A 15,934-nucleotide genomic window follows, 5' to 3' on the forward strand; every position below is an offset into this window, starting at 1 on the left:
ACAAGGGTTCGGTCGTCATCGCAAGATCATGCCGTTCGAGCCCGGCTCGGTCGAAGCCTTGCGCAAAACCTCGCGCCAAAAAGCGGCGTCGCTGAACCAGCATGTGCTGGGCTATGGCGCGCTGGCTGAAACCGAATGGCAAGCGGCAGGCATCGCCGCGCCCGATGTTGCCGCTATGCGCCAATACCGGCTCGAGCGCATCCGAGCCGAACTGAAGCGCCGAAACTACGCCGGCGCGCTGCTCTACGACCCCGTCAACATCCGCTACGCCACCGATTCGACCAACATGCAGCTGTGGGTCGCGCACAATCCGACCCGCCACTGCTTCATCGCCACTGAGGGACCCGTGGTGCTGTTCGACTATTTCTCCTGCGAGCATCTGTCCGACCATTCCGGCGTCGTTGACGAGGTGCGGCCGGCAGTGTCGTGGATGTACCTCTATGGCGGTGAGCTGACCGAGCACAAAGTCCGCCGCTGGGCGGCCGGCATCGCCGATCTGGTCAAGGAGCATGGCGGCGGCAACAGCCGCATTGCGGTCGACCACATCAACCCGGAAGGCGTCGAGGAACTCGCCCGCCTCGGCATTTCGATCGGCAATGGCGAAGCGGTGATGGAAAATGCGCGGCTGATCAAATCGCCGGACGAGATCCTCGCCATGCGCCGCGCCATCGTCGCCTGCGAGGCGGCGATGGGTGAAATGGAGAAGGCGCTGACGCCGGGCATTTCCGAAAACGAATTGTGGGCGGAACTGCACCGCGGCAACATTGCGCGCGGCGGCGAATGGATCGAGACCCGGCTGCTGGCCTCGGGGCCGCGCACCAATCCGTGGTTCCAGGAATGCTCATCGCGCGTGATCGAAGCAGGCGACCTCGTCGCCTTCGACACCGACCTGATCGGTCCCTACGGCTTCTGCGCCGATCTCTCCCGCACCTGGCTTTGCGGTGACGCCAGGCCGTCGAACGAGCAGCGCGACCTGTTCCGCATTGCCGCCGACCAGATCGCCCACAACACGCAATTGATGCAGCCCGGCATGTCCTTTCGCGACCTGGTCGAACGCTCCGTGGTGCCGCCGGGAGATTGCTTCCCGGCGCGCTACGGCGTGCTCTATCACGGCGTCGGCCTCGCCGACGAGTATCCAACCCTGCCACATGCCAGCGACTGGACGCCGGACACGCCCGACGGCGTGCTGGAGCCGGGAATGGTCCTGTGCGTGGAAAGCTATATCGGCCGTCTCGGCGGCCATGAGGGCGTCAAGATCGAGGAACAGATCCTGATCACCGAGACCGGTAACGAGCAGCTTTCAACCTACCCGTTGGATGCGAGGCTGCTCGGCTGATCCGGCAAGCGCCTCGCGCAGAGCCTTGAGCGTCTTTTCCGGCGTCGTCCTGGCGGTGATGTAGGGCAGGCCTTTGCGCCTTGCCGTCCAGCCGACGACCTTCACGGCGTTTGCCGCAGGTTCGAAACGCTGCGCCAGCGCCCAGCTCTCACAGTCGATGGCAGCTATATCCGCCTTGCCCTCGGCGACCGCGACGATCGAGCCGCGATGGCCACCGCTTTCGCTGCGCGAGGGACACATATCCAGGCTTTCGCCGGCGGCCTGCAGGTCGCGCGCCAGTGCAATGATGCCCGACATCGAATCGAGGCTGTTGTAGGTAAAACGCTTGCCGCGCATCAGATCGAGCGGCAGCGAGGCTTTGCCATCCGCGGGCGAGCGAACCTCCGGTCCCTCGCCCGTCCGCATCACCAGCGCGCTCGAATAGAGTTCGCCTTCGCCGCCCTCGTAAGCGTCGTAGCTCGGCTGGCCGACCACCTGCACATGCTTGCTCAGGCCGAGTTCCATCGGCCCCCAGCAGGTCTGCGCGAACAGCAGCGCCGGATGCAGCCAAAGCTGGTGATGGTCGAGTTCGTCCGGCGGCAGTATCGCCGGATTGGGCGCGATCAGTCTGCCCTCGGCGTCGTGGATACCGCCCGGCACCGGCGGCAGGTCGCCATTGCGGCGCACGATTGTCTGCGGCCCATCGACGCCCTTGTGCCGAAAAGCATCGCGCAACGCTGCCCATTGCGCGTCGACCTCGCCGCGCACTTCGGGCCAGTCATACATCGGCAATGCCGCAACCAAATCACTCATGCCGACACTCAATCATCATGGCTCGGGAAAGGATCGCAAAAACGCGGCGTCCAATCAGAATTGGCCGACACGGGTTCGGGAAGTCCGGGGATTATTCCTTCGGCGGCTCGGCCGGAACCGGCGCGCTGCCAAGCCCGCTGATGCTGCGCGCCCTGATGCGCGGCTTGAACGCCCTGCCCGGCTCGGGCTGGCGGCGCAGCACCGGGTGCACGATCGGCTCCTTGGCCTTGAAGGCGTAGGCTTTGATCAGTGCGAAATAGTTCGGATAGGCGTAGCCATTGTTCATCCGCAGCCACTCGTCGCGGCGGTCGGCAAACAGTTTTGGCAGCCTGTACCAGGCAACGGTCGGGGTCTTGTGGTGAACGAAGTGCAGATTGTTGTTGAGGAACAGGAACGACAGCGGCGAGCGCTCGATGATCACCGTGCGTCCTTCAGGGTGCTCGGACCACTGATGTTCGGCGAAAGTCCGGACCGCGATCAGCGACTGGCCGAGCCAGACCGGCACCAGAATGTAGAGCCATACCGGAATGCCGAAGCCGAACTGCACGATCGGCACCACGATGGCGAGGCCGATCGCATGCAGCAGCCATGCCTTGCCGATCACCTTGTCGCCGGCAATCACATGCCTGGCGTCGTCGACGAAGAAACCGATGCAGGACAGCCAGGGGCCGAGAAAGAAACGGCCGGCCATGGTGTTGTTGACCTTGAGCAGGAATTTCATCGTCGGCGGCAGATCGTCATGCATCCACAACGCCTGGTAATAGCTCTCGGGATCGTCGAGCGGATCGGTCAGGCGCTCGTCGGCGTGGTGGCGCAAATGGAGCGTCTTGAAGCGACGGAACGGCCAGACCAGGCCGATCGGCAGGAAGACGAAGGCTTCGTTGATGAGCGCGCTGCGCGTCGGATGGCCATGCAGCACTTCGTGCATGATCGACGACTGCAAGGCCAGGATGAAGCCGAGGAGAAGAAGTGCCGGGGTCGGATAAGAGGGCCAGAGCAGGAGCCCGGCAGCGAGCCACATTCCGTAACAGAAGAAAGCGAGGACCACGGTCGGCCACTCGATGGCCGCTGCGTCGCGTCGCTTGATGCGCTTGCCTGTCATGCTGTCGACCACTGTCCCTCAGTCGCCGGAATTGTTCCTGACAGCATAGTGTCAGGAGAAGCGATTCCGCTCAACGAGACAAAGTGTACAAAATGTTGCGATTGCGCATTTTTGGCCGCAGATGTTATACATTGTAAACAACCCTACGGATTCATTTACGCTGGAAGTGCTGATTCGACGGCTCGGGCGCAAATTTTTCCTAAGAGAGTGCGGAGAACGAACAGTGGACAAACGGGACCTTTCGGCAATCTTCCGGGAGCGCCTGAAGCTGCTCCTGACACGGTCCGATCTCAACCAGTCAGCTTTCGCGTCAGCAGTCGGCATCGACCGGTCGGCGCTGTCGCAACTGATGTCCGGCGCCTCGACGCGCCTGCCACGCGCCGAAACGCTGCTCAACATCGCCGCCGAATTCAAGATCTCGCTGGACTGGCTGCTCGGCCTCTCCCAGGACGAAGGCGTCACCGGCGAAATCCGCGAAAGCCTGGAGATCGAAGAGGCGCCCGACGGCTTCGACCGCACGCTGCTCGCCAAATGGTTCGCCGAGGCCGCAGGCACCAAGATCCGCTATGTGCCGGCCGGCATTCCCGATCTCCTGCGCACACGCCAGCTGGTCGACTACGAAGCCAACATCACCAACCGCAGCCGTCTGGCGCAGGCCAGCGAGACGCAGTACCGCATCGAGTACAACCGGCGCCCTGAGACCGACATGGAGGTCTGCATGCCGCGCCATACGCTTGAGATCTTTGCCCGCGGCCTGGGCGTCTGGGACCGCTTTCCCGAGGCTGACCGCCGGCAGCAGCTTGCCCATATGGCGACGCTGCTTGACGATCTCTACCCCACCTTCCGCCTGTTCCTCTATGACGGCCGCATGCGCTATTCCATCCCGCTGACCATCTTCGGCCCTTATCGCGCCGCCATCTATGTCGGCGACATGTATGTCGTGCTGAACGCCACCCAGCCGGTCCAAGCGCTGACCCAGCATTTCGACAATCTGATCCGGGCCGCCGACATCAACCCGCATGAGGCCGCCGCCTACGCGCGCAATCTGGCCGGCGCGTCATTTCCATCGGGTTCTGCCTGATCCCCAACGCCCCGGAAAGGTGCGCCGCGCGGCAATTGCAGGTCGCAAACACATTGACTGGACATAAAGACTTCTTTATATCCTTATTCCATTCAAATATCTGAAAGTCGATCCGATGCCCGCCAACAATCCCATCGATGCTCTGCTGGCCGAAAAGGGCGTGCTGCTCGCCGATGGCGCCACCGGCACCAATCTGTTCGCCATGGGTCTGGAGGCCGGCGAAGCGCCGGAGTTGCTGAACGAGGCAGCGCCCGACACCATCACCAGCCTGCACCAGAATTTCGTCGACGCCGGCGCCGATATCATCCTCACCAACTCGTTCGGCGGCACCCGCCACCGGCTGAAGCTGCATCATGCGCAGGACCGCGTGCATGCGCTGAACAAGCGCGCCGCCGAGATTGCCCGCGCGGTCGCCGACAAGGCCGACAGGAAAGTCATCGTCGCCGGCTCGGTCGGTCCGACCGGCGAGTTGCTGGTGCCGCTCGGCGCCATGACCTATGACGAGGCGGTCGAGGCCTTCGCCGAACAGATCGAAGGCTTGAAGGAAGGCGGCGCCGAAGTCGCCTGGATCGAGACCATGTCGGCGCCGGACGAGATCCGCGCCGCGGCGCAAGCCGCCATCCGCGTCGGCCTGCCCTACACCTATACCGGCTCCTTCGACACTGCCGGCCGCACCATGATGGGCCTGCTGCCCAGGGATATCCACGGCGTCGCCGACGGACTTTCAGAGACGCCGCTCGGTGTCGGCGCCAATTGCGGTGTCGGCGCCTCCGACATCCTGGCCTCGCTGCTCGACATGACCGAGGCGAAGCCGGAAGCGACGGTGATCGTCAAGGGCAATTGCGGCATTCCCGAATTTCGTGGCACCGAGATCCATTATTCCGGCACGCCGGAGCTGATGGCCGACTATGTCCGGCTGGCGGTGGATGGCGGCGCGAAGATCATCGGCGGCTGCTGCGGCACCTCGTTCCAGCACCTTGCCGCCATGCGCAAGGCGCTCGACGCGCACACCAAATCCGAACGCCCGACCGTCGCGGGGATCGTCGAGCGCATCGGTCCGATGCGCAACAAGGTGGCGACGGAAAACACCGCCGAGACCAGCGAAGCCCGCCGCGAACGCCGCCGCAGCCGGGCCTGATATCGAACTTATTCGCTGTTTTCAGCGTAACGCGATAGCGCCGTCGTGAAATCCAGGGCGGTGCTGTCGGCGCTTTCATTCATCGTCACTAGGTCACCCGACGACTGCGGATTGCCGATCTGCTCCAGCATGACGCGAAAGCGGTCATTGGTCAGCGCCGACTTTGCGGTATTCCGGGCTGCGTCGACGTCATCCATGATGCGCCTGGATTCTGGCGACAGCGTTCCCGACGCCTGCGTGTGTCTCACCGCCGGCGTCGTGTTTCCAATGTTCATGATCTGCAATTCCCGGCTCCCCAAGCCCAGTCCCTAACCATGGGATAACATTCGGAGCATTGCGATGACGTTCCGGAAAAGCCACACAATTTAATGATCGGCCGGACATCGCCAGTACCCGGAAAAAAGGCCGGCAGGGTTTCCCCCGCCGGCCTGCCTCACCCGCCCGTAGCCGGTTCCCCGTATCAGAACGACCCCCGTCTGAAAGGAACCGGCGTTATTGCCACTACCGGTTACCGCCCAGCGCCGAGGCAAGGCGCACAAGCGAAAGGAACTCGGACCTGTACCCAAACGGGTCGGCTCCTCGGGCGGCGGTGGCAATCTCCATGATCTTGTCGTAGCCGAACTTCGCGGTCGCATCCTCGTCGCGCAGCTTCTGGCCGAAGGCGGCGACAGCGACGGAGAAACGCTGGTCGGTGCTGGCCTGGTCGAAGGACGCGACCTCGTTGGCCGAGGTCACCGGCGTGGTGATCAGCTTCGAGACGTCGTCGTTCGGCAGCTTGTAGCGGATTTTCACGAAGGCATATTCGTCGGCATTGGCGACACCGCCATTGTTGACCGTCGCCTGGCCGTAGCGCAGCGGATCCATCTGCTCGCCGCCACTGCCCTTCGGCGTGATCTCGTAGATGGCGGTCACCGAATGACCGGAGCCGATATCGCCGGCATCGACGCGGTCATTGTTGAAGTCCTCGCGGTTCAAGGCACGGGTTTCATAGCCGATCAGCCGGTACTCCGAGACCTTGTCCGGATTGAACTCGACCTGGATCTTGACGTCCTTGGCGATGGTGAACAGCGTCGAGGAGGCATCCTCGACCAGAACCTTCTCGGCCTCGGCCAGCGTGTCGATACAGGCGGCGGTGCCGTTGCCGTTCTGGGCGATGGTCTGCATCATCTGGTCGTTCAGATTGCCGCGGCCGAAGCCGAATACCGACAGGAACACGCCGGTCTTGCGCTCCTGCTCGATCAGCCGCTTCAGATCGTCGTCATCGGTCTGGCCGACATTGAAGTCGCCGTCCGTGGCCAGCATCACACGGTTGATGCCGTCCTTGACGAAGGACTGCTGGGCAAGCCTGTAGGCTTCCTTGATGCCCGCCTCGCCGGCCGTCGAGCCTCCGGGCGACAGATTGTCGATGGCGTTGAGGATCTTGTCCTTCTCGGTAACCTTGGTCGGCATCAGCACGGTGCCGGCGTCACCGGCATAGGTGACGATCGAGATGGTGTCGTCCGCCTTGAGCTTGCTGACCAGCAGCCGGAAAGCCGACTTGAGCAGCGGCAGCTTGTCAGGCTCGTCCATCGAACCCGAGACGTCGATCAGGAACACCAGATTGGCCTTGGGCTGCTCGACCGGCTTGATGTCGAAGCCCTTGATGGCGACGTGCATCAGCTTGGTGTGCCCGTTCCACGGCGTCGGCATGACGCTGACGGTCGAGTTGAACGGCGTCGAAGCCGAGTCCGGACCCTTCCAGTCATAGGGGAAGTAATTGACCATCTCCTCGACGCGGACCGTATCGGCCTGCGGCAGGTAGCCCTGCTTCAGCGAGCCGCGGACGAAGGAATAGGAAGCCGTGTCGACGTCGATCGAGAAGGTCGAGACCGGATCCTGAAGCGCTGCATGCACAGGATTGGTCTTGAAATCCTCGACGCGGTCGCGGTTTGGCTCCTGCGGCGCTATCTGGTCGGCCGGCATCGTCGAAGGCTGCGCCAGGTACTTGGATTCGGTCGCGCCGGCCATGCGGTCGACCCGCGCGCCGCCGGCCGGGGCAGCGGTGCCGTCAAGCGACAACTCGCGGCTCTCAACCGGCGCAGGCTCGGCCAACACGCCGCGTCCCAGCGCATCCTGCTGCGCCGGGGCGACAGCAACGGTCGATTCGGGCTTCGGCGACGCGGGTGGCGTAAGCGGCGTAGTGGTGTCGCGGCTTCGCACATCGGCGTCGGCCTTCTTGTCGCCTTCAGGCGCCTGCTTTTCTTTTACCGGCGCGTTGATCGCCGGCCCATTGGTTGCCGGCTTGTCGGCCAGCGTCTCAGTGATCTTCTCGTCGCTGCCGAACGGCGACGGCTGTTCCCTCAGCATATGAAAGGTGGCGTATCCGGCGATCGGCAGGGCGACGAGCCCGGCAATGGCTGGCGTGGCGATGAGTTTCTTTTGCATGATCTCGCTCCAGAGCTTTTGTGCTCGCTCTGTGAGACGAAGCCCGCCGACCGATCCTTGGGTGACGGCAGAAATATTTTCCTGATCATAGGCGCGCATGGCGGCTTCGAAGGCGCGTGCCTTCGCGCTTTCCCCGGGCGCCGGTACTGCTGCGTCGCGCAGCCTGTTGAGTTCGTTGTCGTCGACCATGGTCACACTTCCCCGGCTGAACGAATCAACGTCTTCAGCCGTTTCTTCGCTTCATGGATGTGCCAGGAAACCGTCGTCTCCGAGATTGCCATCGCCTCGGCGGCGGCCGCATGGCTCAAACCTTCGCCATAGACCAGAAGTACTGCATCGCGCTGCTTGTCCGGCAATTGCCGCACCGCTGCCCAGAGCGCCTCAGTGGGATCTTCAGGTTCGGCCGAGGCCTCTCCCGATATCATGCTGTAGGCGCCGAAAGCCTCGGTCTTGACGTTTTCGCGCGTGGTCTTGCGCATCATGTCGCGCGCCGCGTTCAACGTCACGGAATAGAGCCATGTCGTGAACGCGCCGCCGCCGCGGTAGTCGCGGATCGCCTTGCCGAGACGGACACAGACCTCCTGGGCGATGTCTTCGGCATCGGCCTTCTTTCCGCACCACCGATAGGCGGCGCGATAGACGAAGTCGTAGTGCCGCTCCAGCAATTTGCCGAAGGCGCCCCTGTCTCCGCCTTTCGCCCGCCCGATCAATTCGGCGTCGGAGGCTTCGCTTTCATCCAGCATCATCGCCATCATTTGCCTGTTGGACGAAGGCTAATGGCCAATCCTTGGGGTTATGGAAAGATTTTTTTCCGAGGCGACGGATGCACGCGCAACAGGTGCGCTGAGATTCAGGTCAGGCCGAGCCGAAAACGATGGATTTCGAGAACCGGAGCGGAGCGTACTTTTGGTACGCGAGCACCGGAAGCACAGAAAGCCGTCGTTTGCAGGCCGGCCTCACCTGAATATCAGCACACCTGGCCCGAGGCCCAGCCGGACGACCAAGCCCACTGAAAATTATAGCCGCCCAGCCAGCCCGTGACATCGACGACTTCGCCGATGAAAAACAGCCCCGGCACGGATTTCGCCTGCATCGTCTTCTGATCGAGCCCGTTGGTATCGACACCGCCAAGCGTCACTTCCGCCGTGCGGTAACCCTCGGAACCCGCCGGCTTGATGCGCCAGTCGTTGACGGCGGCTTCGACGGTTTTCATTTGCAGGTCTGTCAAATCGGCGAGATTGCCATCGATCCCGCTACGCTCGGCGACCGCTTGCGCAAGGCGCTTCGGCAAATGGTTTGCCAGCACCGTCTGCACCGCTTGCCTGCCGTTGACGCGCCGGGCGGCGCGAAGCAGTTCCGCCACATCCATCCCCGGCAGCATGGCGATGCGGATCTCGTCGCCCTCGCGCCAGTAGGACGATATTTGCAGGATGGAAGGCCCGCTCAAGCCGCGATGCGTAAACAGCATCGCTTCTGAAAACCGCCTCTTGCCGCAGGCGACTTCGGCATCGACGGCATTGCCGGCCAAGGGCGCCAGCCGCTCCAGCGTTCTTGCGTCGAAGGTAAGCGGCACCAGCGCCGGCCGTGTTTCCACCACCGCCAGGCCGAACTGCGCCGCAAGCTCGTAGCCGAAACCGGACGCGCCCATTTTGGGGATCGACTTGCCACCACAGGCAACGACCAGCGAATTGCAGGTGACGCTGCCAGTGGAGAGCGTCAGCACAAAACCGTCCGCGGCCTTGCTGACGTTCCTCACCTCGGTCGACAGCGCCAGCTCCACGCCGCCATCCTGCATTTCAGAGACCAGCATGTCGATGATCAGCCGCGCCGAGCCATCGCAAAACAGCTGTCCCAGCGTCTTCTCGTGATAGGCGACGCCGTGGCGTTCGACGAGTTCGATGAAATCGCGCTGCGTGTAGCGGCTGAGCGCCGAGATGCAGAAATGCGGATTGCCGGAGATGAAATTCTTCGGGCTGGTGTGGATGTTGGTGAAATTGCAGCGGCCACCGCCGGAGATGCGGATCTTCTCGCCGGGCTTTGCCGCGTGATCGAGCACCAGGACCGAGCGGCCGCGCTTGCCCGCCTCGATGGCGCACATCATTCCGGCCGCACCGGCGCCGATCACCACGACATCATAGGATTGCATCAGGCTGTTCGTTCCCGCTCGACTGGCGCTGTTTTAACAGGCCGCGCCAATCGTGCAGTCTCTACCCGTTCGTTGCGACTTCAGGCAACGCCTCGTTAGATCAGCGTCTCGGCGAACAGCGTCGTCAGTCGCTTCCAATGACGTTCGGCGCCGGCCGCGTTGAAGACGCTGTGGTCCGACACGCACCAGCCATGCGCCATGCCGGCATAGTTTTCGATGGCGTGGTCGACCTCCGCCACGCGCAGCGCCTCGACCAGCCGCGCCGACTGCTCCGGCGGAAAGCTGCGGTCGACGCCCGATGTCCCGACATAGACGCGCGCCTTGATCATTGCGGCCTTGCGGTGCGGGCTGTCGGCGGCATCGCTGGCCAGATTGCCGCCATGGAAGCTCGCCGCCGCCACGATGCGATCGGGATAGGTTGCAGCCGCATTCAAAGCCCGCGCCCCGCCCATGCAGTAACCGACGACACCGACCGGTCCGGTGACACCTTCAGCGGTAAGCGTGTCGAGGAACGCCCTGCTGTCGCGGATGGTCATGTCCTGTGTCGTGCCGTGGACCAACGCCGTCAGCGCGACCTTGGTCTCCTCGACGACGAAAGCGGTCTTGGGCTCGAACGGCCCGTAGGGTGCTTCGCGATAGAAAAGATCCGGCACCAGCACGGCATAGCCCTCGCCTGCCAGCCGTTCCGCCATTGCGTCGAGCGCCGGTCGCGGACCGAAAGCGTCCATATAGAGAATGATGCCGGCCCTGGACGAGGAAGCGGTCGCCGAGCGGAACAGCCCGGCTTTCGCCACGCCGTCCCCGGTCTTGATCTCAATGTCCTGCTTCGCCATGGCCCGCTCCGTTAAATGTCGTGCGATACATATAAGCAGGCACCGTCAGGGCAAGCCGTTCCCTGACAATCCCGTTCAACACTTTGTGCGGGCTTTCGACCCGGCTACAGGCCGGCAAACGCCGTCATGTGAAAGGCCTGAACCTCAGGCGGATAGCGATGGGCCGTGCCATACGGACAGGCGTTGCGGTCGAGGCAGCCGCCGCCGCGGCATGGTTCGCCCTTCGATCCCCGCACATGCGCCAGGCAAGCCTGATGAGCGAAACCATCCGCGGAATAGGCGTCAACCGGACAGGACTTCAGGCAAGGTTTTGCAACACAGGCGTCGCAAAGGTGAATCGCTTCGCGACGTTCAGGAAGCGCGATCTCATCCTCGAACAGCAACGCGCCGCGATAGGCATGCCAGAGCCCGTACTGCGGATGCATCAGGATGCCCAGCGGCGACGGTCTCAGCCCCTCCGCTCGCATCGCCCATTGCTGGAACGGCAGATAAGGTCTGTCCGAAGGCGAAACGGCGCGCGCGCCGAATTTCTCCGCCACCGCACCGATCACTGCGCGCGACCATGTGTCGAGCGGATTAGCAATGGTGTAGGGCTGGTTTTCCCGCCAGCGCAGGAAATGCGGCCAGGGTGCCGCTCCCGCCTGCCCCACCAACAGCACGGATTTGGCGGGGGCAACTGAAGGGCCATGCGGCGGCGTTTCGCTTGTTGCGAAACTGAACCCGCCGCGCAGGATGAGGCCGTCGGCGGAAAGCGCGGCCGCTATCTCGTCAGCCCGGCGCCGCGCAATCATCCCTTCTTGTCCGGGTCGGAGAAAGCGCTCCGCCAGACTTCCTTGTGGATGATGTTGGCGACTTTAGCCCCGCCTGACTCGGGCTCCTTTCAGGTGAAGGCGTCAGCCATCGACGCCTTCTTCGTTGCGATGTAGTCCTTCAACCCGTCGTCGATGCCCGGATCGAGATAAGGCGCCTCGTAGGTCTCCAGCCAGCGGCGGGCGAGTTCGTTGGCGCGCTGCGGCGCTGTCTTCTCGCCCTCGGCCAGCCACTGCTCGTAGGAATTGTTGTCGGCGATGCTGGAGCGGTAGAAGGCGGTCTGGAAATTGGCCTGGGTGTGGTCGCAGCCGAGATAGTGGCTGCCCGGGCCGACCTGGCGAATGGCGTCCATCGCCTGGCCGTTTCCCGAGAGGTCGACGCCTTCGGAAAACTTTTGCGTCATGCCGAGCTGGTCGACGTCCATCATGAATTTTTCGTAGCAGGAGGCGAGACCGCCTTCGAGCCAGCCCGCCGAATGCAGGACGAAATTGGTGCCGGCCAGGATGGTCGAGTTCAGCGTGTTGGCGCTCTCATAGGCGGCCTGCGCATCCGGAACCTTGGAGGCGCAGAGTGAGCCGCCGGTGCGGAACGGCAGGCCGAGGCGGCGTGCAAGCTGTGCGGCGCCGTAGGAAACCAGCGACGGCTCCGGCGTGCCAAAGGTCGGCGCACCAGACTGCATGGAGATCGACGAGGCGAAGGTGCCGAACAGCACCGGCGCGCCGGGACGGATCAACTGCGTGAAAGAGGCGCCGGCCAGCACCTCTGCCAGAACCTGCGTCAGCGTGCCGGCAACGGTCACCGGGCTCATCGCGCCGGCTAGGATGAACGGCGTGACGATGCAAGCCTGGTTGTGGCGCGAATAGACTTTCAGCGCGCCCAGCATGGTTTCGTCGAACACCATCGGCGAATTGGCGTTGATCAGGCTGGTCAGCACGGTGTTGTTTTCGACGAAATCGTCGCCGAACACGATCTTGGCCATGGCGACGGTGTCTTCGGCCCGCTCTGGCGCCGTCACCGAACCCATGAACGGTTTGTCCGAATATTTGATGTGGCTGTAGATCATGTCGAGGTGGCGTTTGTTGACCGGCACGTCGACCGGCTCGCAAACCGTGCCGCCCGAATGGTGAATCGACGGCGCCATATAGGCGAGCTTCACGAAATTCCGGAAATCCTCGATCGTCGCGTAGCGCCTGACACCGTCGAGATCGCGCACGAAGGGCGGACCATAGACCGGCGCGAAGACCGTGGCGTTGCCGCCGATCTGCACCGAACGTTCGGCGTTGCGCGCATGCTGGGTGTAGATGGGCGGCGCGGTCTTCAGCAGCGAGCGGCAGAGGCCCTTGGGAAAATGCACGCGCTCGCCCTTGACGTCGGCGCCCGCCTCTTTCCAAAGCTGCAGCGCCTCGGCGTCGTCGCGAAAGATGATGCCGATCTCTTCCAGCACCGTATCGGTGTTGTTTTCGATAATCGCCAGGCCTTCCTCGTTGAGGACCTCATAGATGTTGATCTTGCGCTTGATATAGGTGAGCTGGGTGCCCGGTCCGCCGCCCGAGCGCGCCGCCCGCCTTGCAGCCGCGCCGCCGCTGGCAGCACGTCCACGTCGCGCATTGGACGCTTCCTGGTCGACTGACGCGTTTTCACTCATGATCGTTTTTCCCTAAAAACCGTTTGCGGCCGCGTATGGCGGCTTCTCGCCCGGATCGTAGCCATGCACCCTATTCGAAACGGCCCGCCAGCGCCAACGCCTGTCGCAAAATCGACAAGAATTCCAATAGATTTGCGGTCGCTTTCCTTTTGCGGGAAGTCGCAAATCAGCTATGGATACCTGCCCCCGCCGGGTTAGGTATTGACGCGATTATTTTAAGCCGCCGTGGTCGCATCCCGTGCGGCAAGGAGCCCGAGAAAAATGGCCGACGACGAGATCATCCTCTCCGAGCTTTCCGACGACGAGTTGGTGCAGCAGATGCACGACGATCTCTATGACGGGCTGAAGGAAGAGATCGAGGAAGGCACCAACATCCTGCTCGAGCGCGGCTGGGTGCCCTACAAGGTGCTGACCGAAGCTCTGGTCGAAGGCATGCGCATCGTCGGCGAGGACTTTCGCGACGGCATCCTGTTCGTTCCCGAGGTGCTGCTGTCGGCCAACGCCATGAAGGCCGGCATGTTCATCCTGCGCCCGCTGCTGGCCGCCACCGGCGCGCCGAAGCAGGGCAAGATGGTGATCGGCACCGTCAAGGGCGACATCCACGACATCGGCAAGAACCTCGTCGGCATGATGATGGAAGGCGCCGGCTTCGACGTCATCGATCTCGGCATCAACAATGCGGTGGAAAAATACCTCGACGCCATCGAGCAGCACCAGCCCGACATTATCGGCATGTCGGCGCTTTTGACCACGACCATGCCCTACATGAAGGTCGTCATCGACACGATGAAGGAAAAGGGCATCCGCGACGACTATGTCGTCCTGGTCGGCGGCGCGCCGCTCAACGAGGAATTCGGCAAGGCCGTCGGCGCCGATGCCTATTGCCGCGACGCGGCTGTGGCGGTCGAGACCGCGAAGGACTTCATGAAGCGCAAGCATAATATGCGCGCTTCAGCCTGATCTCTTCCGTAAGGCGTCTGGCCCACAATCGAAAGCCGCGCCTTGCAGCGCGGCTTTTTTGTTCCCAGCTATTGGAACGGATGGCTGCGTCAGGGTTTGGTGACGGTGTCGTCGACGGCTTTCGCAGTCGATTTGATATCCCGGCCGACACCACGGACGGTGTTGGCACAGGCCGTAAGCGCCAGGACGCAGGCAAGGATTGCAATCGGCGCAACGCGTAACAGTTTCATGGACGGTTTATCCCTCTCTCGATAGATTCGCCCCACAGCAACGAAGGCCGCTTCGACCGGGTTCCATGGCCAGAATGCAAAAAACGAAACCGAATCAGGACGACAGGCTGCTGGTCATCGCCTGTGGAATGATTGCGCGCGAAGTTTTGGCCGTCAAGGAGCAGCTCAAGCTCGACCATCTCGACCTGACCTGCCTGCCGGCGGAGTTCCATTTCTACCCCGACCGCATCGCACCGGCGATGGACAAGGCGATCGAAAAGGCCAAGGCGGAAGGCTACAGCAACATCTTCGTCGGCTATGCCGATTGCGGTACCGGCGGCATGCTCGACCGGGTTCTGGAGAAGCACGGCGTCGAACGCATGGCCGGGCCGCACTGCTTTGCCTTCTACCAGGGCATGGACGCCTATGCGAAGGTCGCCGACGCCGACATGATGTCGTTCTACATGACCGATTTCCTGTGCCGCCAGTTCGACGCCTTCTTCATGAAGCCGCTCGGCCTCGACAAGCACCCGGAGCTGATCAAGGACTATTTCGGCAACTACCAGAAGCTGATCTACATCGCCCAGACCGACGATCCGGAACTCGACAAGGTCGCCGAGAAGGCCGCGAAGATGCTTGGCCTCGCCTATGAGCGCCGCTCGACGGGCTATGGCGACCTGACGGCCGGGCTGGCGCAGGCCGCCGCCCACGCCTGAAGCGGTTCTTGAGCCGGGACGCTGTCGAGAACAGATGACAGGCCGCCGCGAATGGTTAAGTTGTGAGCCATAAGCAAACAGGCTGATTCAGCCATCCGAACACGGAACGTCCCGATGACCCCTCGCGTCCTGCTCGCCGCCCTTGGCCTCCTCTGCCTCGTCTTGCCCGCTCGCGCCGACGGCGAGGTGCAGAAGATCATCACGCCTGCCGACAAGGTTCGCCTCGACAAATATGGCGAGACCCGCAAGGCGGCGCTGGCCGAGGCAAAAGCGGGAGACCCGGCTGAGGTCAGCCAACTCGACGCGCTGCTGGCAAAGCCGATAGTGGCCTTTTCCGACAAGGACCTGAGCGGCAACTGGCAATGCCGAACCATCAAGGTGGGCCTGACCGGCCCGCTGGTCATCTATGGCTGGTTCAAGTGCAAGGTCACGGACGATGGCTCCGGTTGGCAGCTGGAAAAGGTCAGCGGCTCGCAACGCACCAAGGGCCGTTTCTTCGACGATAGCGAAAAACGCGCGATCTATCTCGGCTCCGGCTATGTCAATGACAACAAGCCAAAACCCTATGGCAGCGGCCCGGAAAGCGACCAGGTCGGCTATGCCTTCCGCACCAGCGCCAATGAATGGCGCATCGAATTCCCGGCGCCCTACTACGAATCGAAACTCGACATCATCGAGTTCAAGCGCTGATCCGTTGGTCTCTCGCTGGCCGGGCGGTCATCAAGATTTAACCTCGCCCGGC

General features: G+C 62.8%; 16 protein-coding genes. 6 read left to right on the forward strand and 10 right to left on the reverse strand.

Annotated elements, in window-relative coordinates; translation table 11 throughout:
• The first annotated feature begins 28 nt into the window (after positions 1-28).
• Positions 29-1,336: a M24 family metallopeptidase gene (locus NKI10_RS06755; RefSeq protein ID WP_352859447.1), complete on the forward strand. Its 1,308-nt coding sequence runs from the start codon at positions 29-31 to the stop codon at positions 1,334-1,336.
• Here NKI10_RS06755 and NKI10_RS06760 read toward each other — a convergent pair.
• Both NKI10_RS06760 and NKI10_RS06765 read right to left on the reverse strand, forming a co-directional pair.
• Positions 1,301-2,128 carry a phosphate/phosphite/phosphonate ABC transporter substrate-binding protein gene (locus tag NKI10_RS06760; protein ID WP_023730696.1) on the reverse strand — a complete coding sequence of 276 codons (828 nt, stop codon included), beginning with the start codon at positions 2,126-2,128 and terminating at the stop codon, positions 1,301-1,303. The two genes, NKI10_RS06755 and NKI10_RS06760, sit on opposite strands and share 36 nt — an antisense overlap.
• Positions 2,129-2,219: 91 nt before the next feature.
• Positions 2,220-3,230 (reverse strand): fatty acid desaturase, encoded by a 1,011-nt coding sequence (locus tag NKI10_RS06765; protein ID WP_352859258.1) that lies wholly within the window; start codon positions 3,228-3,230, stop codon positions 2,220-2,222.
• Positions 3,231-3,453: 223 nt separating this feature from the next.
• Between NKI10_RS06765 and NKI10_RS06770 the strand changes: the two genes are divergently transcribed.
• Complete coding sequence (locus tag NKI10_RS06770) at positions 3,454-4,311, forward strand: helix-turn-helix domain-containing protein (RefSeq protein ID WP_023681768.1); 858 nt, start codon at positions 3,454-3,456, stop codon at positions 4,309-4,311.
• 115 nt (positions 4,312-4,426) lie between these two features.
• Complete coding sequence (bmt, locus tag NKI10_RS06775) at positions 4,427-5,449, forward strand: betaine--homocysteine S-methyltransferase (RefSeq protein ID WP_352859260.1); 1,023 nt, start codon at positions 4,427-4,429, stop codon at positions 5,447-5,449.
• An 8-nt stretch (positions 5,450-5,457) separates the two neighbouring features.
• Here the strand turns inward: bmt and NKI10_RS06780 are convergent, their stop codons facing one another.
• From NKI10_RS06780 to NKI10_RS06810, 7 genes are all read right to left on the reverse strand, one after another.
• Positions 5,458-5,724 (reverse strand): hypothetical protein, encoded by a 267-nt coding sequence (locus NKI10_RS06780; protein WP_023724232.1) that lies wholly within the window; start codon positions 5,722-5,724, stop codon positions 5,458-5,460.
• A gap of 226 nt (positions 5,725-5,950) precedes the next feature.
• The gene (locus NKI10_RS06785) at positions 5,951-8,062 is read right to left on the reverse strand and encodes a vWA domain-containing protein (RefSeq protein ID WP_352859262.1); all 2,112 of its coding nucleotides are present in this window, start codon (positions 8,060-8,062) and stop codon (positions 5,951-5,953) included.
• 2 nt (positions 8,063-8,064) lie between these two features.
• Positions 8,065-8,625, reverse strand: coding sequence for an RNA polymerase sigma factor (locus NKI10_RS06790; protein ID WP_023688122.1), 561 nt, complete (start codon positions 8,623-8,625; stop codon positions 8,065-8,067).
• Positions 8,626-8,840: 215 nt separating this feature from the next.
• Positions 8,841-10,019 carry a BaiN/RdsA family NAD(P)/FAD-dependent oxidoreductase gene (locus NKI10_RS06795; protein WP_352859264.1) on the reverse strand — a complete coding sequence of 393 codons (1,179 nt, stop codon included), beginning with the start codon at positions 10,017-10,019 and terminating at the stop codon, positions 8,841-8,843.
• Between the two features lie 95 nt (positions 10,020-10,114).
• On the reverse strand, positions 10,115-10,852 hold the full coding sequence (locus NKI10_RS06800) for a dienelactone hydrolase family protein (protein ID WP_352859266.1): 738 nt from the start codon (positions 10,850-10,852) through the stop codon (positions 10,115-10,117).
• Positions 10,853-10,956: 104 nt separating this feature from the next.
• A complete protein-coding gene (locus NKI10_RS06805; protein WP_352859267.1) occupies positions 10,957-11,643 on the reverse strand; it encodes a hypothetical protein in 687 nt (228 codons plus the stop codon).
• An 89-nt stretch (positions 11,644-11,732) separates the two neighbouring features.
• A complete protein-coding gene (locus tag NKI10_RS06810; protein ID WP_352859269.1) occupies positions 11,733-13,307 on the reverse strand; it encodes a trimethylamine methyltransferase family protein in 1,575 nt (524 codons plus the stop codon).
• Positions 13,308-13,568: 261 nt separating this feature from the next.
• On the opposite strand from NKI10_RS06810, the gene NKI10_RS06815 reads away from it, so the two are divergent.
• Positions 13,569-14,267: a cobalamin B12-binding domain-containing protein gene (locus tag NKI10_RS06815; protein ID WP_023670402.1), complete on the forward strand. Its 699-nt coding sequence runs from the start codon at positions 13,569-13,571 to the stop codon at positions 14,265-14,267.
• A gap of 89 nt (positions 14,268-14,356) precedes the next feature.
• On the opposite strand, the gene NKI10_RS06820 is transcribed toward NKI10_RS06815, so the two are convergent.
• The gene (locus NKI10_RS06820; protein ID WP_023670401.1) at positions 14,357-14,497 is read right to left on the reverse strand and encodes an entericidin A/B family lipoprotein; all 141 of its coding nucleotides are present in this window, start codon (positions 14,495-14,497) and stop codon (positions 14,357-14,359) included.
• 65 nt (positions 14,498-14,562) lie between these two features.
• On the opposite strand from NKI10_RS06820, the gene NKI10_RS06825 reads away from it, so the two are divergent.
• Both NKI10_RS06825 and NKI10_RS06830 read left to right on the forward strand, forming a co-directional pair.
• Positions 14,563-15,192, forward strand: coding sequence for a DUF1638 domain-containing protein (locus NKI10_RS06825; protein WP_023753434.1), 630 nt, complete (start codon positions 14,563-14,565; stop codon positions 15,190-15,192).
• A 114-nt stretch (positions 15,193-15,306) separates the two neighbouring features.
• On the forward strand, positions 15,307-15,882 hold the full coding sequence (locus tag NKI10_RS06830; protein WP_023670399.1) for a DUF4893 domain-containing protein: 576 nt from the start codon (positions 15,307-15,309) through the stop codon (positions 15,880-15,882).
• Positions 15,883-15,934: the final 52 nt, after the last annotated feature.

The organism is Mesorhizobium sp. M0802, assembly GCF_040320115.1.
Taxonomy (GTDB): domain Bacteria; phylum Pseudomonadota; class Alphaproteobacteria; order Rhizobiales; family Rhizobiaceae; genus Mesorhizobium.

Excerpts from the sequence above, each read along its gene's own strand:
- NKI10_RS06810 (WP_352859269.1), bottom strand. The coding sequence starts at position 13,307 with ATGAGTGAAAACGCGTCAGTCGACCAGGAAGCGTCCAATGCGCGACGT.
- NKI10_RS06805 (WP_352859267.1), bottom strand. The coding sequence starts at position 11,643 with ATGATTGCGCGGCGCCGGGCTGACGAGATAGCGGCCGCGCTTTCCGCC.
- NKI10_RS06830 (WP_023670399.1), top strand. The coding sequence starts at position 15,307 with ATGACCCCTCGCGTCCTGCTCGCCGCCCTTGGCCTCCTCTGCCTCGTC.
- NKI10_RS06820 (WP_023670401.1), bottom strand. The coding sequence starts at position 14,497 with ATGAAACTGTTACGCGTTGCGCCGATTGCAATCCTTGCCTGCGTCCTG.
- NKI10_RS06800 (WP_352859266.1), bottom strand. The coding sequence starts at position 10,852 with ATGGCGAAGCAGGACATTGAGATCAAGACCGGGGACGGCGTGGCGAAA.
- NKI10_RS06795 (WP_352859264.1), bottom strand. The coding sequence starts at position 10,019 with ATGCAATCCTATGATGTCGTGGTGATCGGCGCCGGTGCGGCCGGAATG.
- NKI10_RS06825 (WP_023753434.1), top strand. The coding sequence starts at position 14,563 with ATGGCCAGAATGCAAAAAACGAAACCGAATCAGGACGACAGGCTGCTG.
- NKI10_RS06760 (WP_023730696.1), bottom strand. The coding sequence starts at position 2,128 with ATGAGTGATTTGGTTGCGGCATTGCCGATGTATGACTGGCCCGAAGTG.
- NKI10_RS06785 (WP_352859262.1), bottom strand. The coding sequence starts at position 8,062 with ATGGTCGACGACAACGAACTCAACAGGCTGCGCGACGCAGCAGTACCG.
- NKI10_RS06765 (WP_352859258.1), bottom strand. The coding sequence starts at position 3,230 with ATGACAGGCAAGCGCATCAAGCGACGCGACGCAGCGGCCATCGAGTGG.
- NKI10_RS06780 (WP_023724232.1), bottom strand. The coding sequence starts at position 5,724 with ATGAACATTGGAAACACGACGCCGGCGGTGAGACACACGCAGGCGTCG.
- NKI10_RS06790 (WP_023688122.1), bottom strand. The coding sequence starts at position 8,625 with ATGGCGATGATGCTGGATGAAAGCGAAGCCTCCGACGCCGAATTGATC.
- NKI10_RS06755 (WP_352859447.1), top strand. The coding sequence starts at position 29 with ATGCCGTTCGAGCCCGGCTCGGTCGAAGCCTTGCGCAAAACCTCGCGC.
- NKI10_RS06815 (WP_023670402.1), top strand. The coding sequence starts at position 13,569 with ATGGCCGACGACGAGATCATCCTCTCCGAGCTTTCCGACGACGAGTTG.
- bmt (WP_352859260.1), top strand. The coding sequence starts at position 4,427 with ATGCCCGCCAACAATCCCATCGATGCTCTGCTGGCCGAAAAGGGCGTG.